Here is a 19,819-nt window from a genome sequence, read left to right as displayed (position 1 = left end):
GAGCATTCTGCGTGATTCGGGTAGGCTGAATTTGCATAGCTCTTATGCTGCAAGCGCATGACCAAAGTGTTAACGCTGGATCCCTTGGTTGCCTTGCCACCAGTGGACTGGGCAGATATAGGACTTCGAACCCTTCAATCAACCTTTGTGCACAGGTTTTACGACAATGCCAAAAATCAACGGTAACGAAATTCGCCCTGGCAATGTGCTGGAACACAACGATGGTTTGTGGGCGGCGGTCAAAGTGGATCACGTGAAGCCCGGCAAAGGCGGCGCGTTTGCTCAGGTCGAGTTGCGCAACCTGCGTAACGGGTCCAAGCTGAACGAACGCTTCCGCAGTGCCGACAAAGTCGAGCGCGTGCGCCTTGAGCAGAAAGACCAGCAGTTCCTGTATGAGGACGATGGCATGTTGATGTTCATGGACACTGAAACTTATGAGCAAATTCAATTGCCTGCGGAGATTTTGGGCGATCGACGTCCTTTCCTACAGGACGGCATGACGATTGTCGTCGAGTTCCACGAAGAGGAAGCTTTGAACGCGACAGTGCCTCAAAAAGTGATCTGCAAGATCGTTGAAACCGAGCCCGTGGTCAAAGGTCAGACCGCCGCGAATTCGTTCAAACCGGCCATTTTGGACAACGGTGTGAAGGTCATGGTGCCACCTTTTGTGGGGCAGGATGAGAGCATCGTGATCAACACAGACACCATGGAATACTCCGAACGCGCCTAAAATTGGCGATCTGATGATAAGCAAAAAGCCGCCTATCTGGGCGGCTTTTTGCTGTCTGCAAGACGTCTGTAACGCGTCGGTATTGCGGCGGTGGGCGCTGTCGAGACTCTGCAGTCGTCGATTAACCTGAATGAAAAATGCGTAAAATATTTAGAGTAGTTTGATCTTTGCTGTCTCTGCCAGCATGCCATCTCCGGCGCGATCGAACCGCAGATAGGCCAAGGCCCTGCCGTTGGCCTGAGAGAACACTGTGCCCACTGGCCGGCCTTCTCGGGTGATGGCTGTGCCAACGGCTGTTTCGCCGGAAATGGCCACAACCGCGAGGCCTTTGCGCAGCTCGGTTTTGTGTTTCATGCGAGCAGTGACCTCCTGGCCAACATAGCAGCCTTTGCGGAAATCGACGCCGTTGAGCCGTTCAAACCCGTTTTCCAGAATGTAGCTGTCGGCGCTCAGTTCGACACCTGCTGATGGTACGCCGTGCTCCACATAAACTGCCGTCCAGTTTACGGTGTCATCAGCTTGTTCTGTCGTGCGGTAGGCCCGCCAGCCAAGACCCTCGGCGCGCGGGTCCGCAAACCCATCGGCGGGCACTGCATCCGTGCCACGGTGCAGGAACAGGTCAGTCACTTCGATGGTGACGTCGGCGCGCAGTTTGTACATCCCAAGGCGGGTGACAAGCGCCGGGCACTGTTCCGCGTCAGCGTCCAGAAGAATGTCATCCCCGTCGCGGCAAAGAAAAAAGTCGGCAATGTATTTGCCCTGCGGTGTCAGCAGCGCTGCGTAAAGCAGCCTGTCGCCCATAGCGTCGAGATCGTTGGTCACGAGCCCTTGCAGAAAGCTTTCGATGTCTGCACCGCTGAGGCGGAGAATTTTTCTGGGACGGTCGGTGAGTGTGCGGTCCATAATTTTGTCGCAGCCTGTTCTGTTCTTGCGCTTGTTTGTTCATATAGACACCATTGGTCCGTGCAACAGGGTAGGAGACAACAAATGCGTGCACCGCTGTCGGTGGTGATCCCCACTTTGAACGCGCAAGCCGCACTGCCGACCTGTTTGGCGGCGCTCTATGAAGGTGTGGAGGCGGGAGTGATCCGCGAGTTGATCGTTGTTGATGGCGGCTCGATTGATGCCACCTGTGAGATTGCGGACGAGGTGGGGGCAACGATCCTGTCGACGCTCCCGTCACGCGGTGGTCAATTGAAGGCAGGTGTTGAGGCGGCACGTGGAGATTGGGTTTTGTGCCTGCACGCAGATACGGAGCTGGCGCCGGGCTGGACGGACGCAGTTGGCGCGCATATGGCGCGCGGACCTGATGTTGCCGGCTACTTCCGGCTTGGGTTTGATTCCGGTGGCGGATCGGCACGGATGGTGGCCCGATGGGCAAATTTGCGGTCGCATTTTCTTGGATTGCCATACGGCGATCAGGGCCTGTTGGTGTCGCAGAAACTCTATCGGGAAGTTGGCGGCTATCGCGCGATGCCCTTGATGGAAGATGTGGCTATGGCGCGGGCCTTGCGCCGCCGCCTTAAGGGCCTGCAACATTTGGCAGTCACGAGCTCCGCGAAATATCAAGCGCAAGGGTGGATGCGGCGCGGCGCACGGAACCTGTGGACGCTGACTTGGTATTTTTTGGGGGTGTCACCGGAGCGATTGGCGGTAGCCTATCGCAAGTAAGGGGCTTTTCCCCCTTCGCCTCGGTCTGGGATTTCCCACCAAGATATTTGCGCATAAAAATACGTCCGGGCGTTGAGGCGTTAGAGCGCGAAGACGTCGGTGGGATAAGTGACATCTGCGAGATACAGGCCTTGGGGAGGGCAGACCGGGCCACAGGCGGCGCGGTCGCGCGCCTCCAGCGCGGCGGAGACATCATCTGGAGTCCACGAACCAGCGCCGACGCGTTCGAGCGTGCCGACAAAGCTGCGGACCTGATTGTGTAGGAAGGATCGCGCACGGACATGGAAGTGAATTTCAGGACCGCCAAGCGTTTGGACGCGTTCGATGCGCAACCCATCCAGCGTTTTTACAGGGCTGGCCGCTTGGCAGATGGTGCTGCGAAACGTTGTGAAGTCGTGGTTTCCTAACAGCCGGTTGGCAGCGTCTTGCATGGCTACTTCATCGAGGTCTTGTTTGACTTGCCAGACGAGGCCCTCCTGATGCGTTGCCGGTGCCCGGCGCATCAGGATGCGGAACAGGTAATGCCGTTCCAAGGCAGTAAAGCGGGCGTGCCAGTCATCATCAACCAGAGCGCAGGCAGTGATCGCGACAGGCGCGGGTTTGAGTTGGTAGTTCAGCGCCTCCGACAGGCGGAACGGGTCCCAATCTTTGATCAGATCGCAATGGGCGACTTGGGCCAGCCCGTGTACGCCCGCGTCTGTGCGTCCGGCAGCGGCGATGGTGTGTTCGCCCGGTTGCAGTTTGGCCAAAGCGGCCTCGATCGCGCCCTGCACAGAGGGGTGATCGGCCTGACGTTGCCAGCCTGAAAAGGGCTTGCCGTGGTATTCAACTTTGAGGGCGTATCTGGGCATGGCGCGCAAATAGCGCACCTTGGGGGGAAATAGAAGGCTCTTGCACCACTGGTAATGGCACGCGGCAGGGCTTAGGTTTTGATGCGAAACAGGAAAAGGGGCCTTTGCGTGGTCATTTCCAGCATAGCCGACGGGGTATTGCGTCGGGTTGAGGCAGTCAGCGATGGGGTATCGGAGGCATTGTTCGAACCGGTGATCCGGCTCGGCGTGACTGGTATGGCGCGGTCCGGCAAAACGGTATTTATCACGTCTCTGGTTGCAAACCTGCTTGATCGCGGGCGTATGCCGCAACTTTCGGCCCATGCCGAAGGACGCATCGAGGCGGCGTTTTTGCAACCACAGCCAGATGATCTGGTGCCGCGGTTTGACTATGAGGCGCATTTGGCGGCCATGACGGGGGAGACACCGAACTGGCCTGAGAGCACGCGCGCGATCAGCGAATTGCGAGTGACATTGCGGGTGAAACCTGCGGGCATGTTTGCAGGGCTTCAGGGTGCGCGGACCGTGCATCTTGATATAGTCGATTATCCCGGAGAGTGGCTGTTGGATCTGTCGCTAATGGGCAAAAGCTTCGCACAATGGAGCGCCGAAGTTTTGGACGCTCTTAAGGCACGTGATGCGGCGGCAGATTATCTGGCGGCTTTGGCGAATGTGGATGGTGCGGACGCGCTTGATGAGCCACAGGCGCAGGTATTGGCGGCGGCATTTACGGGCTATCTGCATGCGGCGCGCGCGGCTGGGTTCAGCGATTGCACACCGGGTCGGTTTTTGTTGCCGGGGGATCTGGAGGGATCACCTGCGCTGACGTTTGCGCCGTTGGCAGAGGTCGACAAGGCAGGGCGACGGTCCTTGTGGCGGGCGTTTGAGCGGCGGTTTGAGGCCTACAAGGCGCGGGTCGTCGCACCGTTTTTCCGCGATCATTTTTCTCGACTGGACCGTCAGGTGGTGTTGGTGGACGCATTGGGGGCGATCCATTCCGGGCCTCAAGCCGTAGAGGATTTACGGGGTGGACTGCGTGATACGTTGGCAGCCTTTAAGCCGGGGCGGAACTCGTTTCTGGCGCGTCTGATGCGGGGGAAACGGGTGGAAAGGGTGCTGTTCGCAGCAACCAAAGCCGACCATTTGCATCATTCGCAGCATCCGCAATTGACGGCGATTATGCAGGCGCTGACCCGGGATGCGGCGGATCGGGCGCAATTTGCCGGGGCTGCGACGCAGGCGGTGTCTTTGGCGGCGTTACGCGCGACGGTAGAAGAAACTGTGATACATGGGGGCAAGCCGCTGGATTGCGTGCGCGGTCGGCTCTTGGATGGCGGTAAGCAGGCGGCGTTTTATCCCGGCGCCTTGCCTGATGATCCGAGTGTCTTGCTTACGCCGGCGCGGGATGGGGCCGCAAAGTGGCTTGGGCAGGACTATCAAGTGATGAAGTTTGCGCCTGCGCCTTTGACTTTGAGACCGGGTGAAGGGCCGCCGCATATCCGACTAGACCGTGCGGCGCAGTTTTTGATTGGAGACCTATTGTGAGCCAGGGGCCGGTGTTGATCGATTTGGAAGAAGGCGACGCGCCCAGCGTGGCGGAAGCTGCCCCAGTACCGGAACTGGGCGCCGTGGCTCCGCAAGGACAGGCGATGCAGGTGACCGCTCGGCTCGGTACGCGCAAGGTCAGTTGGCTTACGAGCCTGTTCTGGGGCTTGCTGGCGACATTTGTCAGCGCAGCCGTTTCCGTGGCTGCTTGGGATTTTGCAGTAGGTTTGGCAGCCCGGTCGCCGACTTTGGGCATGGCGGTGAGCGTGGTGGGGGCGGGCTTGCTGGTCGTGGCTCTGTTGATGATCCTGCGCGAGATGGCAGGGTTTGCCCGGTTGCGGCGTGTGGATGGGCTCAAGAATGAGGCGGCCCAAGCTGTTGACGCCGGAGAGCTCGACGGAGCCCGGAGGCTTGTGGACCGGCTTTTGCGGTTCTATCGCGGGCGAGATGACTTGAGTTGGGCACGCGAAAGTCTGCAAAAGCGTCGCGCCGAGGTGTTGGACGCCGACGCTTTGTTTGTTTTGGCCGAGACCGAGTTGATGGGGCCGCTCGACAAAGCTGCGCAGATGGAGATCGAGGCGGCGGCCCGGCAGGTGGCGGCCGTGACGGCGCTGGTGCCATTGGCGCTGGCCGATGTTATTGCGGCTTTGACGTCCAACCTGCGCATGATCCGGCGGGTAGCGGAGATTTACGGCGGGCGCACAGGTGCCTTGGGAAATTGGCGACTATTTCGTGCCGTTATGACACATCTGGTGGCCACCGGCGCTGTGGCGGCTGGTGATGATCTGATTGGGTCGATGGTCGGCGGTGGCGCCTTGGGTAAGTTGAGCCGACGCTTTGGAGAAGGCATCGTCAATGGGGCTTTGACAGCGCGCGTTGGCGTCGCGGCGATGGTAGTCTGTCGACCTATGCCATTTGGCGAAGGCCGTCGGCCGTCGGTTACAGGTTTGGTCAAACGGGCCTTGGCGGGGCTGTTTAGCAAGGAAAAGTAAGAGGTTGTTGTGACCCAGCACGGACATTCTCAGGAAGAAGTCGCACGGCGCATTGGCAACCCGCCGGGGCGGGGGCTGTTGCGCGATATCGTTTATGGCGGCATCGACGGATCGGTGACGACGTTTGCAATTGTTGCTGGTGTTGCGGGGGCGGGGTTGTCGCCGTTTATCATCGTGGCGCTGGGCATCGCCAATGTGCTGGCCGATGGGTTTTCCATGGCGGCAGGCAATTTTCTGGGCACCAAGGCGGAATTGGACGATGCCAAACGCCTGCGTGAGGTGGAGAGACACCATCTGGAAACGTGGCCTGAGGGGGAGCGGTTGGAAATCCGCGAGATTTTGCGCCTCAAGGGCTTGGACGGCGAAGTGCTGGAAGCAGCGACGGATGCGATTGCGGCCAATGAAGAAGCGGCGGTGCAACTGATGCTGGAGGGCGAATACGGCTTGGCCGGAGTTGATCCGCATCCGCAGCGGGCTGCGATGGCGACCTTTGTGGCATTTCTGGTGGCCGGCATGGTGCCGCTGTTGCCATTTATTTTTGGCGTGCCAGACGCATTTCGCTGGTCAGCAATTATGACGGGTGTGACGTTTTTTGCGATTGGTACAATGAAAGCGAAATGGTCGCTGGAGCCGTGGTGGAAATCGGGGATGGAGACGTTGGCGATTGGCGGCGTGGCGGCAGTGATAGCCTATGGTGTTGGCAGTTTGTTCAACGTGGGTTGATCGACGAGATCGGCGCTCTGTTACCTGAGTATCGGGACACCATCCGGACTTTTGACCTTTTCTACCACGCCAGCGCGCAGGCTGCGGCCGATATTGTGGGCGAGTGCGGACCAGGCGGCGGCTTGGTCGGGACGCAGTTCAGCGACCAGAATCCGGTCAAACAGGGCCAGCCACGTCTCAAACATGCCGGGCTGTACATTGCCGGCATTTCGGTGGACCAAAAGCGGGTTGCCATCATAAGAGCGTTCAAACAGGATCGCATTGGCCCAGAAATTGGCCACCTTGGCCTCATGTGGTTCCCAATCTGAGATATGCGCAGCAAAAACCGGCCCGAGCCCGGGATGTTCCCGAATGCGGGCATAAAAGGCGGCAACGACCCGCTCGATCTCGGGGCGGGTGATGTCGAATTTGGGGGGGATACTGGCCATGGTCGGACCTCGAATTTGCGCTGCTCAGCGATACCAACTTCGGCTGACGGGTTCAATCCTTCAGCAGTTGCGAGCAAAGTCTACACCGTAGCGTGGCAACGGCTCTGATTTTCGGGTCACCACGTACCAGTAAGATGCTTTTTGGTGGCAGGAGTTGTTGCGCCCGAAGGCTTCCGTGATCAGTTGCTCGACAATCTCGTTTCCGTCGACAGTGACCGCTTCGCAGCGCCAAATGGCAAAAACGACTTGTTGATCCAGATCGGAGTTTACCGACACCAATCTGGCATTCTGAAAGCAGGAGCCGCGGGCATCATAAAGCGAGCGATCACCGTAAAACATGCTGCGCTCGCCAAGCCTATCTTGCGCAAGGACGACACTCCCCCAGTCCAACGTGCGAACCGTCGCTTTGTGTTACCAAGGTGTCAGATAGTCTCGCAGTAAAAGTCCGGCGGCAAATGCCACACAAATTGCCACAATCATACCCTTATTCATCAAAGTTCTGCCTGCAATGCCTCGCGGGTATCCTATCGCAGCTTTACCACGTGACAAGAGCAGCCTATAACGCGCCTATGATGAAGATACATGCCATCATTATTCGAATTATCAGCCCGGCGCTCTGATCCATCGAGCCGCCGGGACAAGGCGTATGGAACACCGCGCCGCCCCTGAACCATTCCCGAAAAGACCGCCTGAAAAGGACCGGACACATGTGTGCCGATACACCCGAATATAAGACGACGCTGAACCTGCCGAAAACCGATTTCCCGATGCGTGCGGGGTTGCCCAAACGTGAGCCTGCTTGGCTGGAACGTTGGGAGAAAATCGGTGTTTATGACCGCCTGCGCGAGAAGGAAGGGCGCACGCCCTTCACGCTGCACGACGGCCCGCCCTATGCCAACGGGCATTTGCACATCGGTCATGCGCTGAACAAAACCATCAAAGACATGATCGTGCGCTCGCATCAGATGATGGGCCATGATGCGCGCTATGTGCCGGGTTGGGATTGCCATGGTCTGCCGATCGAGTGGAAGATCGAAGAGCAGTACCGCAAGAAGGGCAAGGACAAGGACGCGGTGGACATCGTCGAGTTCCGTCAGGAGTGCCGCAAGTTCGCCGAAGGCTGGATCGATATCCAGCGCGAGGAATTCAAGCGCCTGGGCATCACCGGCAACTGGCCTGATCCCTATGTCACGATGGATTATCATGCCGAGGCGGTGATCGCCGAGGAATTCATGAAGTTCCTGATGAACGGCACGCTCTATCAGGGCAGCAAGCCTGTGATGTGGAGCCCTGTTGAGAAAACCGCGTTGGCCGAGGCCGAAGTGGAATACCACGACAAGGAAAGCTTTACGATCTGGGTGAAGTTTAAGGTGGCGACGCCTGAGGCAAGCCCACTTGCCGGTGCCTATGTGGTGATCTGGACCACGACGCCTTGGACGATCCCGTCCAACAAAGCCGTCGTGTTTGGCAAGGACATTGCTTACGGGCTTTATGAGGTGACCGGCACGCCGGATGAGAGCTGGGCAAATGTGGGCGACCGCTTTGTTTTGGCAGACAATCTGGCGGGTGATGTGATGACCCGTGCCCGTTTGGATGACACCATGTGGAAACGCGTTGGCGATGTATCTGGCAGCGATCTGGAAGGCGTTGGTCTTGCGCACCCGTTGCATGGTGCTGAGGGCGGTGAGGGCGAGTGGGATGACATCCGCGACTTCCGTGCAGCACCCTTTGTGACCGACACCGAAGGGACCGGCTTTGTGCACTGCGCGCCGTCCCACGGTATGGAGGAATTTGAGCTCTACCGTGACCTTGGCATGCTGGAGCAGATGATCACCTACAACGTCATGGACGATGGTGGGTTCCGCAAAGATTTGCCGTTTTTTGGCGGCACCTACATTCTCAACCGCAAGGGCGGTGAGGGGGATGCCAACAAAAAGATCATCGACAAGCTGGTCGAGGTTGGCGGGCTGCTGGCGCGTGGCAAGATCAAGCACAGCTATCCGCACAGCTGGCGCTCCAAAGCGCCGATCATCTATCGCAACACGCCTCAGTGGTTTGCGTCGGTAGATCGGGCTGTTGGCGACGGTCAGGATGCGCTTGGCACCTCGATCCGCGAGCGGGCTTTGAACGCCATCGACCAAGAGGTCAAATGGTGGCCGCAGACGGGTCGCAATCGTCTCTATTCCATGATCGAAGCGCGGCCCGACTGGGTTCTGTCGCGCCAACGCGCGTGGGGTGTGCCGCTGACGTGTTTTGTGCGCAAAGGCAAACTTCCGACTGATCCGGATTTCTTGCTACGTGACCCGGAGGTCAACGGACGGGTGTCGGCGGCCTTTGAAACCGAAGGCGCGGATTGCTGGTATATGGATGGTGCCAAAGAGCGCTTCCTTGGTGACGGCTATGATGCTGATGAATGGGAGCAGGTCTTTGACGTGCTGGACGTGTGGTTTGACAGCGGGTCGACACACGCCTTTGTGCTGCGCGATCGTGAAGACGGTACGGCCGACGGCATCGCGGACGTGTATATGGAAGGCACCGATCAGCACCGTGGATGGTTCCACAGCTCGTTGCTGCAATCCTGTGGCACCAATGGGCGCGCGCCTTATCGCAATGTCGTGACACATGGTTTCACGCTGGACGAGAAGGGCAGCAAGATGTCCAAATCGCTTGGCAACACCATCGTTCCTGAGAAAGTTGTGCAGCAATACGGCGCGGATATCCTGCGTCTTTGGGTTGCCCAGACCGATTATACCGCCGATCAGCGGATCGGGCCTGAGATCCTCAAAGGCGTGGCGGACAGCTATCGCCGTTTGCGCAACACAATGCGGTTCATGTTGGGCTCGCTGAGCGAGTTCACCGAGGCCGATCGCGTTGACGTTGCCGACATGCCCGAGCTTGAGCGTTGGGTTCTGCACCGTCTGGCGGAGTTGGACCATCAGGTGCGCAAGGGCTATGCGGAGTTCAACTTTCAGGGTGTGGTTTCGGCTGTGTTTAACTTTGCCACCGTTGAGTTGTCGGCGTTCTACTTCGATATCCGCAAGGACGCGTTGTATTGTGACGGGGACACATTGAACCGCCGCGCTGCCCGCACGGTTCTGGACATTTTGTACCACCGTCTGACCACATGGCTGGCACCGGTTTTGGTGTTTACCATGGAAGAAGTCTGGCTGGAGCGCTTCCCGGGTGAGGATAACTCGGTGCATCTGGTGGATTTCCCGGACACGCCTGCGGATTGGCTGAACGAGCCTTTGGCCGCGAAATGGGCCGAAGTGCGCGATGTGCGCCGTGTGGTGACCGCCGCGCTGGAAGTGCAGCGTACGGACAAAGTCATCGGTGCGTCGCTGGAAGCGGCGCCGGTCGTGCATGTGCGTGACGCAGACGTGGTCGAAGCATTAAAATCGGTGAATTTTGCGGACGTTTGCATCACATCGGACATTGTTGTGACCAATGATCCTATGCCCGCCGAAGCATTCCGCTTGCCGGAGACGGAAGGTGTGGGTGTGGTGTTTGAGCGCGCGGACGGTGAGAAGTGCCAACGCTGCTGGAAGATCCTGCCTGATGTGGGACAGTTTGCACATGAAGGCGTTTGCGGCCGCTGTAACGAAGCGTTGGGCTAAGCCTCAAGCGCGGTTTTTCGACCCCCGCGAGGGAGCTCGAAAAACCGGACCCGCTCCGAATGTTGCGCAATATGAGGCGTCCCGCTTGCGGGGCGCCTTTTCGTTGGGCAGGGTAGGGGCATGTTGCAGATCACAGTAGATACCCCGACCGGACCAATGACGCTGAGCGAGCGTGACGGCGCGATTGTGCGGGCGGAATGGGAGAGCGGCGGGACAGATGACACACCGCTGTTGCGGAAAGCGGCCGCGCAGCTGACGGCGTATTTTGAGGACGCCAGCAATGGGTTTGACCTGCCGCTACGGGTAGAGGCCTCAGAGTTCCAGCAGGCAGTCTGCGACGCCATGGTTGCGATTCCGCTGGGTGAAACAAAGACTTATGGGGAATTGTCCCAAGAGCTTGGCGTTCCTGCGCAGGCCATTGGTCAGGGCTGTGGCGGCAATCCGATTCCGGTGATTATTCCTTGTCATCGCGTGCTCGGGGCAAACGGGCTGGGCGGGTTTTCTGGTCTTGGCGGTGTAGAAACGAAAGTTTGGCTGCTCAAACATGAGAAGGCCGGCGGGCTATTGATCTGAAATATCAGAGCTTTTCGCGATAGATCAGTTGCTGAGCAGCACCGGCGAGGGTCAAGTAGACCGAGGTTGCCACAAGGCCCCAGTGCGCCCAGCTTTGCGGGTCGAAATTTACCCACGCGGCCCAGCCAGCGAAGAAGGTCCAGCCCAAAGCCATGGGCAGTGTCAGCCAACGCCAACGTTCGGTGCGCACAGGGTGTACGAATTTGATGGGTAGGAACATGGCCAAGGCCAGAGCCGATACCAACCCAAAGCTGACCCAGAAATTCGGCTGTACTGCAAAGATCACGATCACCAGCATGTTCCAGCACCCAGGGAAGCCGGAAAAGGAATTATCCTTTGTTTTCATGCGAGTGTCGGCAAAGTAGAGCGCCGAAGCAAAGGTGATTACGATGATTGCGAACCAGCCAGTCCAGCCATCCATCAATCCGGATTTGAACAAGGCAAAGGCCGGAATAAACACATAGGTCAAGTAGTCGATGATCAAATCGAGCAGGACGCCGTCAAACTCGGGCGCGTTCTTTTTCACGTGGTAGTGGCGTGCCAGCGGGCCGTCGATGCCGTCCACGATAAAGGCGACCACAAGCCACAGGAACATGAGGCTCCAGTCGCCGTCTACTGCGGCGAGCATGGCGAGCATGGCAAAAACCGCACCGGTTGCAGTGAATAGGTGAACGGCGAGGGCGCGGCTACGAAGTGTCATTCAAACGTCATGCCGGAAACCGTTCGGTTTGGCAACGGTAACGCGTCGGTATTGCGTAGGTGCGGGAAACGCGCAGGATTTTTGTGGAAAACCAGCGGCTCAGCGGCGTTTTCTAAGTAGATTTGGTGTGTTGATTTCGCGGACCAAGGGCACGGATCGCCGCCTGGACGGTTTCCGGAAGGGTGGTGTCAGCCTGATCCGGCGCGGCGTCCAGCGCGGAAGCAACGTCTTTGGTGAGGATGCCAATGGTGTTGTCGGGCTGCCAGCCGTCGCGGGTGAATTCAATTTCTTCAAATCCGGAGGCAAACCAGTTCTGACCAGAACTGGTATGGATCAAATCAAGAAGTCGGGTTTCATCGATGTCGGCGGCATCGGCCCAATCCAGCACAAGACGGGTCATGGCCGTGTTAGACGCGGCCAGAAGATTGTTCAGCACCTTGGCCTGCATGCCCGCGCCTAAGTGCCCCATGCGGTGGAAATGTGCACCCATTGCGTCAAACAGCGGCTGGTGCGCATCAAGGTCGTTCGCCTCGCCACCCAGCATGAACGAAAGGCGTGCCTCGCTTGCGGCGACGGCAGCGCCGGACATCGGTGCATCAATCAGCGTGATGTGATCCGGTATGCGGGCGCGCAAGTCGGTTACGTAGCGTGGCGATAGAGTGGAAGAGATGATGACGCTGCGCAGGTTTGGGGCGGTGCCAACGAGGTTTTGGGGGCCAAAGAGCACGTCGTCGGTTTGTGCGATGTCGCGCACCACGGAGATGAGGATTTCGGTTTGATCCCGAAAAGCGGGCAGGGGCAGCATTTGGGGCGCGAGCGTGCCGAAATCGGTGGCTGGGCGCACGTCAAAGCCTTTGGCGTCAAATCTTGCCGCGCGCAGAGCAGCAAGCATGGGCGCGCCCATACGTCCACAGCCCGCAATGCCTATGCCTGTGAGTGTCATGCTGTCTCCCCCGTTTTGCGGGAGGGTAGCGGTGTGTTGGCGGTTTAGTCCAGCCCTGCGATGATGGCGCGCAGTGTGGCGATGCCGTCGCCTTTTTCAGAGCTGGTCAGAACCATCTCGGGGTAGGCCGCGGGGTGTTTGGAGAGCTTTTCGCGCACCTGATTGAGGATCTTTTCGCGATCCTTGTCTTTGACCTTGTCCGCCTTGGTCATGACGACCTGAAACGTCACGGCGGAGCTGTCGAGCAGGCTCATGATCTCTTCGTCCACCGCTTTGACGCCATGGCGCGTGTCGATCAACACAAAGGCGCGGCGCAGATTGACGCGGCCGGAGAGGTAGCGTTTCAGCAGACGTTGCCATTTTTCGACAACCGGGATGGGCGCGTTGGCGTAGCCATACCCGGGAAGATCCACGAGGTAGTGGCTGTCGGTTAGGGTGAAGAAGTTGATTTCCTGCGTGCGGCCCGGGGTATTGGAAGCACGGGCAAGACCTTTGCGCCCCGTCAGGGCGTTGATCAGGGATGATTTGCCGACATTGGAGCGCCCGGCAAAGCAGACCTCAAGCCGGTCGCCTTCGGGCAGACCGTCCATGGCAACGACGCCTTTGAGGAAATCGGAGTTAGACCCGTCAAACAGTTTGCGGCCACGTTCAGACGCGATGGAGTCGGGGTCTTCGACCAGCGGGAAGGGAAGTTGCATCAGAGCACCTCTGCAGTGTCTCCGACGGAGATGTCGCCGGAATTGGTCACGACGCCATAGACGCCAAAATCCTGATGGCCAAAGGAGTCGTTCAAAACGCCCAGCGTGTCTGTGTCACGGTGGCCGGTGTCGGGGTTGGCGGTGGTCGCCAGACAGCGCGTGATGCGCTCTCGGATTTCGAGCTCGGCCGTGCCGATGCGGAGGGTTTGGCCGATCCAGTCGAATTCTTCCCACGGGGCAAACCCGTCCAGCCAGATATTGCCGCGCCAGCGTTCGGTGGAAATCGGGCGGCCAAGGCGGCCTTCGACGGCGCGGTGGCTGGCAGTGGTGTGAATGGCGATGGAGGCAAACGGGCTGTCGGTCATGCCGTTTTCGCCTGCGGGCACCAGTTTTGTGCTGGCGGCGCGGTCGGCAGGCATCAGGGGGCGGACCCAATGGATCAGTTTGTCGCCCTGCGTTTCAGGATCAAACGTCAGCTCCCACAGATCAGGGTGCTGCAGGGTGATTTTGCCGGTGGCTTCATCAACTTTTGCAGTGATCGCTTGCAGCGCAGGCGCTTTGGCGGCGCGCGAGAAATTGGCACAGGCGGCCCACTCGCCACCCGATGTCTTGGCTGCTTCGTGGGCGACGGCATAGCGTCGGTCCCAAGGGAAGGTTTGGCCCTCCACCAAAGAAACATGACCCACGGACTCTCGTCCGTGGGCCTTGATTGGGTGTCGCCAAAGAGCTTTTACAAGGCCCATTACTTGGCGTCCTCCTTAGCCTTTTTCTTAAAGCTTGAGCGGATGTTGCCAAAGACGTCTGGCTTATACCCGTGCTGCCGCATGATCGCGTATTGCTGCACGAAGGTGATGACGTTGTTGGTGATCCAGTACACAACCAGACCGGAGGCAAAGCTGCCGAGCATGAACATGAAGACCCATGGCATCCACGCAAAGATCATCTGTTGCGTTGGATCGGTGGGGGCCGGGTTCAGTTTCTGCTGCAACCACATCGAGATACCCAACAGGATTGGCAGGATGCCGAGGCTGAAGATTTCGAGGAAACCCAGTTCAGGAATGGCGAAAGGCAGGATGCCAAACAGGTTGAAGATCGAGCTGGGATCGGGTGCCGACAGGTCGGTGATCCAGCCAAACCACGGTGCGTGGCGCAATTCCAGCGTGACGAAAATCACCTTGTAGAGCGAGAAGAAGATCGGGATCTGGATCAGGATCGGCAAACAACCGGCCGCCGGATTGACCTTTTCCTTCTTGTAAAGCTCCATCATGGATTGCTGCATCTTCTGGCGGTCGTCGCCAGCGTCTTCTTTCAGCTTTTCCATCTGTGGCTGGAGTTCTTTCATCTTGGCCATAGAGGCATAAGATTTGTAGGCCAGCGGGAAGACGATGATTTTCAGGATCACAGTCAGGCCGATAACAGCCCACCCCATGTTGCCGATGACCGAGTTCAGCCAGTGCAGCAGCGCAAAGATCGGTTTGGTCAGGAAGAAGAACCAACCCCAGTCAATGGTGTCGAGGAAGTTACGCACGTCGCCTTCGCGTTCGTAGGCGCGGATGGTTCCCCATTCCTTGGCACCTGCAAACAAACGCGTGGTGGCGGATTTGGTGTCGCCAGCGGCCAACGTGATCGTATCTAGACGTGCCACCGAGCGATAGACGTCGCGTGAGGCGTCGTATTGCAGCACAGAGTCAAATCCGGCGTTGGTTTCGGGGATCAGCGTGGTCATCCAGTAGTGATCTGTGAAACCGGTCCAGCCGCCCTGAGTGACACGAGCCACATCGGCGACAACTGAGCCACCAGCCCATGCGTTCTGGCCCTCAAAGCCACGCAGCTTTTTGTAGTCTAGGTATTCACGTTCATCATCGTTTTGACGCAGCGCGCCTTCGTGCAGGATGAAGAAGTTCTTGAGATCTTCCGGCTCACCGTGACGGGTCAACATACCATAGGGCGCCAAGGAAACTGTGCCGGCACCGATGTTTTCCACGGACTGATCGACCGAGAACATAAAGTTTTCATCGACCGAGATTGTGCGCGTAAAGATAAGACCTGCGCCGTTGTCCCATGTCAAAACAACAGGTGTTGAAGCGGTCAACGTGTCGTTGCCAGCCACAGACCAGAGCGTGTTTGCGCCGGGTACTTGGTCAAGCGAAAGACCCGCGCCGGGGGCCCAGCCGTAAAGCGCGTAATAGGCGTTTGGCGCACCGGTGGGCGACAGAAGCGATACAATCTCTGCGTCCGCATCCAGTGTTTCGCGATAGTCGTTAAGTTTCAGATCATCAATGCGGCCACCCTGAAGCGAGATCGAACCGGACAAACGGTCAGTGGCGATGTCAATACGAGGGGCATCAACTGCGGCATCAGCCGCTTCGGTGGCGCTGGTGTTTGCGGCAGCGGCTGAAGCGTCTGCATTTGCAGCGGCTGCAGGCACAGATGTGTCACCCAATGTGGCCTCGGCCGCGGCCGGTGAGTTGGGATCGTCGACCATCTCCGGGGGCGGCATAATCAAGAACCAGACCAAAATAACGGCAAAGCTGAGCACCGTCGCGAGAATGAGGTTCTTGTTCTGATCGTCCATAGCCACTTGCCATCTGTCGTTGAAACGTTGGGGAGGTTCAACAGAGAAGGGGCACAAAGGTCAAGCGGATTCCGCTTGAGACCCCGCTTGTCGGCGAGGATTGTTCAGGAAAACCAGCTTAGCCGGACTTTTGTCCGATGGTCATGGCAGGGCCAAGCTTGGCCTTGTGATCTTCCATCCATTGGATGGTGTCCTCAAAGGGCATTGGGCGCCCGATGCCGAAGCCCTGCACGTGGGCGCAGCCCAGTTGTGACAGCATCGCGTGTTCCGCTGCGTTTTCAACACCTTCGGCCAGTGTCGACAGGTCGAGCCGCTCGGCCAGTGTGACAATTGCGGCGATCATGCGCTGCTGATCGGTGTCGCGGTCAACGTTGGTGACAAACGAGCGGTCGATTTTGATGCGCTTCACTGGCAAGCGGCGAATCGACGAAATCGACGCATGGCCGGTGCCAAAGTCATCCAGATCAATATTGCAGCCCATTTTTGCTATGGCCTCTACGTTGCGCACGACCATATCGTCCGGTGTGCCCGCGATCACGCTTTCCAGAACCTCGATGCCCAGACGGTCAGCGTCGAGTTCGTTGCGGTCAAGCTCCCACTGGAGGCGTTCCACGAGGGTGGGGCTGCGCAGCTCATCGCCTGCAAAATTTACACCGACACAGGGCACATGAAGGCCGGCATCGTCCCATGCGCGCACGGCATTGAGGGCCTGGCGTGTCATCAGATCGGCCAGCTCGCCCATCTGACCGGTTTGGTTCAACACATCAAGGAACTGCACCGGAGCGAGGATGCCGCGCTCGGGATGTTCCCAGCGGGCCAGAACCTCAAAACCGGTGACTTCACCGGTGTCGGTGGATATCTGCGGCTGGAACCACGCTTTGATCTGGTCTTTTTGCAGGGTGCGTGCGGCTTCGCTTTCGGTTTTGCGGCGCGAAATCACTTTGCGACCCATATCGGCAGTGTAGGCACGGATGTTAGAGGTGCCAGACAGATGGGCCTCTGACATGGCCATTTCGGCGCCCTGAATCATCGCTGTGGCGCTGGGTCGGTTCAAACGTGACGACAGGCAGAAGCCGATAGAGCAGGTGACATAGATCGAGGCCATCTGCAGAGGAATGGTTTCCTCCACCGAAGCTTGGAAGCGGTTGGCCATCTGGATCGCGGTTTCAAGATCAAGGTTTGGCACAGGATCGAGCGACACCAAAAAGGCGCTGTCACCAGAGCGCGCGACAATGTCACGGGAGCGCAAAGCGCCGCGAATGCGGTTGGCCAGAACGCGCAAGACTTCTTCGGCGGTTTGGTCGCCGTGGTTTTCGCGCAACCGGGCAAACCCGTCGATCTTGATCGAAAAGCAGCAAGTGGCATTGCCGGCGTCGGTCAGATGCGCCATCTGCGCTTCCATCCGGCGTTCCAGCGCGGCCTGCAGCAGAAGGCCGGTCAACCCGTCAAAGTCACCGCCATCGGCGTCCTTACGCTCGCTGGATTTGAGGGGAGACAAAAGGAACGGCAGCGGCAAAATCGTCGCGGCCAGCATCAGCCCGATTTCACCCAGAACCGCCCAAGCCGCCAGAGTCAGAAACGGGATGGCGGCTGGAAATGCACGACGACGCAGGAAATCCCGCGTTGCCGCGGACTTCAGGGTCTGAGTAAATTTTGCACTGCGCAGAGGCATTGGCACGTCCTGATCGGAGAATTTGTGACGACGAAACTACGTAAGTTTCCTCATTCTGGGGTTAACGGAACACTGGTACATCCTCGTCCTTTTCTTCAAATTTGAACCTTTCTGTTAAGAGACCGGCGAAATCGAAGAGTTTAGGGTCGAGCATGTGCGAGGGGCGGATATTGGTGAGCGCGCGGAACATGACTTGGCGGCGTCCGGGGCTGTTGCGCTCCCATTGGTCGAGAATTTGTTTGACTTGCTGACGTTGCAAGCCGTCCTGAGATCCACAAAGGTCACAAGGAATAATCGGGTAATTCATGGACTTAGCGAACTTTTCGCAGTCCTCTTCGGCCACGTGTGCGAGAGGGCGATAAACAAAGAGATCACCCTCTTCGTTTACCAGTTTCGGAGGCATTGTGGCGAGCCGCCCACCGTGAAACAGGTTCATGAAAAACGTCTCGAGAATGTCGTCGCGGTGATGGCCAAGAACCACTGCGGAACACCCTTCTTCGCGTGCGATCCTGTAAAGGTTTCCTCGCCGCAAACGGGAGCACAGTGCGCAATAGGTGCGTCCTGCTGGTACTTTATCTTTAACAATTGAATATGTGTCCTGGTATTCGATTCGATGCTCGACCCCCATTTGCTCCAAAAACTCTGGCAAAACTGTGGCTGGAAAGTGGGGTTGACCCTGATCTAGGTTACAAGCGAGCAATTCGACGGGTAAAAGTCCACGCCACTTGAGTTCGTGCAACACTGCGAGCAGGGTATAGCTGTCTTTGCCGCCTGAAAGGCAGACCAGCCAGCGGGTGCCGCGCTGGATCATGCCATACTGTTCGATGGCTTCGCGGGTTTGGCGAACAATGCGTTTGCGCAACTTCTTAAACGAGGTCGAAGTTGGGGCGCCGTGAAAAAGCGGGTGAATATCATCAAGATCATCAATCATGGCTTGCCTTACGTGACTTCCATATTTGTGGTCAATCGGCGACCCGTATTGGTTGGGTTAAGGGTTTGAGCGGCGCACGGCCGGAATGTGTCTGCTGTCTGAACAACATTTATGCAATTTAGATGCAAATTGGATTGGTCGGCTGCGCCAAAAATATGCGAATTGCTGCCGAACTCGGCCCGGTTTGCGGAATTTCGCCAATAAATTGGGTGTGCAAAGCATCGTCGGCGCGTCTTGGGAAGCAAAACCGGACCAGAATCGCCGATTTTACGGACCCATCGTTTGGCGCGAACGAAAAGAACCGCAGCAAGGCTGCGGTTCTGAAATTGTCTGGGCTGATTAGACTGCGACGCTTAGTTTAGTTGGTCATCGTGGCACTGACGGGCCAGTTCTATTGCCTTGTAGGTCCCTGCCAAATTCACAGAGAAGGCGTATTCTTTTTCGGGAAATACGGTCATGACATATTCTTTGGCGATGTCTTCAATCACCTGCGGATCATTGGTGAGAACGTACCCGCCGCTATACCCTTTGGTGATATTGCCACGCATGCCAGTTGCCTCGCCCCAATAGAGGTTCGGTCCAATTAGGATGGCGACTTCTTCCTTGGAACCGCGCTTGATTTTGGTTTTGGCTTTGGTGAACACGCCGATATAGGCCACGTCGCGTTCCTCTGTCAGACCCATTTGAACCACGTTGTCCAAATCGTCTTTGGCCTCGATCATGCAGGTGCCTTTTTCTGTATCGACATAGACATTCCACCCTTCGATGGCGCCATACCCGACAAATTTTTCGGCGGCGGCAGGGAGGGCAGTTAAGGTCAAGGCGGCTGCAAGGACGTGGGAAATAATGCGCATAATATTACTCCAGAATAGCTAAATTGAATATCCTGACGCTAGAGCCCGGCGGTGGCGCTGTCCAGTTCGGCAAAGCGCTGGTCGCACTCAGGGCTCGTCTTTGTGGTCCGGTACTGGATCGTAACCGCTTCCCCCTAGGGGATGGCAGCGGCCAATACGTCGCAGAGTGAGCCAACTGCCTTTTACCGCACCATGTTTTTCCAACGCTTCCAGCGCGTAAGCGGAACATGTGGGCTGATATCGGCAGTTAAACCCCACCCAAGGGCTGAACAGCAGGCGGTAAAGGCGGACCGGCAGGGCGGCAATATGGGCGAGCGGCGTCATAACGCCTATGTAG

General features: G+C 57.8%; 20 protein-coding genes. 7 read left to right on the top strand and 13 right to left on the bottom strand.

All coding sequences use genetic code 11. From position 1 onward, the window contains the following. Nucleotides 1–166: 166 nt before the first annotated feature. The gene (gene efp / locus PG871_RS16800) at nt 167–730 is read left to right on the top strand and encodes an elongation factor P (protein WP_270731359.1); all 564 of its coding nucleotides are present in this window, start codon (nt 167–169) and stop codon (nt 728–730) included. A 150-nt stretch (nt 731–880) separates the two neighbouring features. Here the strand turns inward: efp and ygfZ are convergent, their stop codons facing one another. Further along, the gene (gene ygfZ, locus PG871_RS16795; protein WP_270731357.1) at nt 881–1,633 is read right to left on the bottom strand and encodes a CAF17-like 4Fe-4S cluster assembly/insertion protein YgfZ; all 753 of its coding nucleotides are present in this window, start codon (nt 1,631–1,633) and stop codon (nt 881–883) included. A gap of 84 nt (nt 1,634–1,717) precedes the next feature. On the opposite strand from ygfZ, the gene PG871_RS16790 reads away from it, so the two are divergent. Further along, complete coding sequence (locus tag PG871_RS16790; RefSeq protein WP_270731354.1) at nt 1,718–2,401, top strand: TIGR04283 family arsenosugar biosynthesis glycosyltransferase; 684 nt, start codon at nt 1,718–1,720, stop codon at nt 2,399–2,401. Nucleotides 2,402–2,481: 80 nt separating this feature from the next. On the opposite strand, the gene truA is transcribed toward PG871_RS16790, so the two are convergent. Next, the gene (gene truA, locus PG871_RS16785; RefSeq protein WP_270731351.1) at nt 2,482–3,252 is read right to left on the bottom strand and encodes a tRNA pseudouridine(38-40) synthase TruA; all 771 of its coding nucleotides are present in this window, start codon (nt 3,250–3,252) and stop codon (nt 2,482–2,484) included. A 108-nt stretch (nt 3,253–3,360) separates the two neighbouring features. Between truA and PG871_RS16780 the strand changes: the two genes are divergently transcribed. Genes PG871_RS16780 through PG871_RS16770 form a run of 3 tightly spaced genes read left to right on the top strand, consistent with a single transcriptional unit; the run spans nt 3,361 to nt 6,491 of the window. Then, complete coding sequence (locus tag PG871_RS16780; RefSeq protein WP_270731349.1) at nt 3,361–4,776, top strand: YcjX family protein; 1,416 nt, start codon at nt 3,361–3,363, stop codon at nt 4,774–4,776. Continuing rightward, nucleotides 4,773–5,768, top strand: coding sequence for a YcjF family protein (locus PG871_RS16775; protein WP_270731347.1), 996 nt, complete (start codon nt 4,773–4,775; stop codon nt 5,766–5,768). Before PG871_RS16780 ends, PG871_RS16775 begins: the two co-directional genes overlap by 4 nt. A gap of 9 nt (nt 5,769–5,777) precedes the next feature. Further along, nucleotides 5,778–6,491 carry a VIT1/CCC1 transporter family protein gene (locus tag PG871_RS16770; RefSeq protein WP_270731345.1) on the top strand — a complete coding sequence of 238 codons (714 nt, stop codon included), beginning with the start codon at nt 5,778–5,780 and terminating at the stop codon, nt 6,489–6,491. Between the two features lie 20 nt (nt 6,492–6,511). Here PG871_RS16770 and PG871_RS16765 read toward each other — a convergent pair whose 3' ends face one another. Together PG871_RS16765 and PG871_RS16760 are read right to left on the bottom strand one after the other, a co-directional pair. Next, complete coding sequence (locus PG871_RS16765; RefSeq protein ID WP_270731344.1) at nt 6,512–6,919, bottom strand: group III truncated hemoglobin; 408 nt, start codon at nt 6,917–6,919, stop codon at nt 6,512–6,514. Nucleotides 6,920–6,979: 60 nt separating this feature from the next. Then, nucleotides 6,980–7,258 carry a hypothetical protein gene (locus PG871_RS16760; RefSeq protein WP_270731343.1) on the bottom strand — a complete coding sequence of 93 codons (279 nt, stop codon included), beginning with the start codon at nt 7,256–7,258 and terminating at the stop codon, nt 6,980–6,982. A gap of 368 nt (nt 7,259–7,626) precedes the next feature. On the opposite strand from PG871_RS16760, the gene ileS reads away from it, so the two are divergent. Further along, nucleotides 7,627–10,536: an isoleucine--tRNA ligase gene (gene ileS, locus PG871_RS16755; RefSeq protein WP_270731342.1), complete on the top strand. Its 2,910-nt coding sequence runs from the start codon at nt 7,627–7,629 to the stop codon at nt 10,534–10,536. 120 nt (nt 10,537–10,656) lie between these two features. Beyond that, the gene (locus tag PG871_RS16750) at nt 10,657–11,109 is read left to right on the top strand and encodes a methylated-DNA--[protein]-cysteine S-methyltransferase (RefSeq protein WP_270731341.1); all 453 of its coding nucleotides are present in this window, start codon (nt 10,657–10,659) and stop codon (nt 11,107–11,109) included. Nucleotides 11,110–11,113: 4 nt separating this feature from the next. Here PG871_RS16750 and PG871_RS16745 read toward each other — a convergent pair whose 3' ends face one another. The 9 genes from PG871_RS16745 to yidD form a co-directional block, all read right to left on the bottom strand. Beyond that, nucleotides 11,114–11,809 (bottom strand): CDP-alcohol phosphatidyltransferase family protein, encoded by a 696-nt coding sequence (locus tag PG871_RS16745; protein WP_270731339.1) that lies wholly within the window; start codon nt 11,807–11,809, stop codon nt 11,114–11,116. A gap of 112 nt (nt 11,810–11,921) precedes the next feature. Continuing rightward, nucleotides 11,922–12,752 carry an NAD(P)-dependent oxidoreductase gene (locus PG871_RS16740; RefSeq protein WP_270731337.1) on the bottom strand — a complete coding sequence of 277 codons (831 nt, stop codon included), beginning with the start codon at nt 12,750–12,752 and terminating at the stop codon, nt 11,922–11,924. Between the two features lie 44 nt (nt 12,753–12,796). Further along, a complete protein-coding gene (gene yihA / locus PG871_RS16735; protein WP_270731335.1) occupies nt 12,797–13,450 on the bottom strand; it encodes a ribosome biogenesis GTP-binding protein YihA/YsxC in 654 nt (217 codons plus the stop codon). After that, nucleotides 13,450–14,193 carry an MOSC domain-containing protein gene (locus PG871_RS16730; RefSeq protein WP_270731333.1) on the bottom strand — a complete coding sequence of 248 codons (744 nt, stop codon included), beginning with the start codon at nt 14,191–14,193 and terminating at the stop codon, nt 13,450–13,452. The genes yihA and PG871_RS16730 overlap by 1 nt, the downstream gene beginning before the upstream one ends. Next, nucleotides 14,193–16,025 carry a membrane protein insertase YidC gene (gene yidC, locus PG871_RS16725; protein ID WP_270731330.1) on the bottom strand — a complete coding sequence of 611 codons (1,833 nt, stop codon included), beginning with the start codon at nt 16,023–16,025 and terminating at the stop codon, nt 14,193–14,195. The genes PG871_RS16730 and yidC overlap by 1 nt, the downstream gene beginning before the upstream one ends. A gap of 118 nt (nt 16,026–16,143) precedes the next feature. Continuing rightward, the gene (locus tag PG871_RS16720; RefSeq protein ID WP_270731328.1) at nt 16,144–17,697 is read right to left on the bottom strand and encodes a putative bifunctional diguanylate cyclase/phosphodiesterase; all 1,554 of its coding nucleotides are present in this window, start codon (nt 17,695–17,697) and stop codon (nt 16,144–16,146) included. 61 nt (nt 17,698–17,758) lie between these two features. After that, a complete protein-coding gene (gene ttcA / locus PG871_RS16715) occupies nt 17,759–18,628 on the bottom strand; it encodes a tRNA 2-thiocytidine(32) synthetase TtcA (RefSeq protein WP_270731325.1) in 870 nt (289 codons plus the stop codon). A gap of 353 nt (nt 18,629–18,981) precedes the next feature. Beyond that, nucleotides 18,982–19,482 (bottom strand): hypothetical protein, encoded by a 501-nt coding sequence (locus tag PG871_RS16710; RefSeq protein ID WP_270731323.1) that lies wholly within the window; start codon nt 19,480–19,482, stop codon nt 18,982–18,984. Nucleotides 19,483–19,569: 87 nt separating this feature from the next. After that, nucleotides 19,570–19,806, bottom strand: coding sequence for a membrane protein insertion efficiency factor YidD (gene yidD, locus PG871_RS16705; protein WP_270731322.1), 237 nt, complete (start codon nt 19,804–19,806; stop codon nt 19,570–19,572). Nucleotides 19,807–19,819 lie beyond the last annotated feature (13 nt).

Origin of the sequence: Shimia sp. Alg240-R146, from assembly GCF_947331465.1 — a bacterium.
Lineage (GTDB): Bacteria > Pseudomonadota > Alphaproteobacteria > Rhodobacterales > Rhodobacteraceae > Shimia.
Note: the sequence above shows the minus strand (reverse complement) of the source record. Positions and strands in the feature narration are given on the sequence as shown.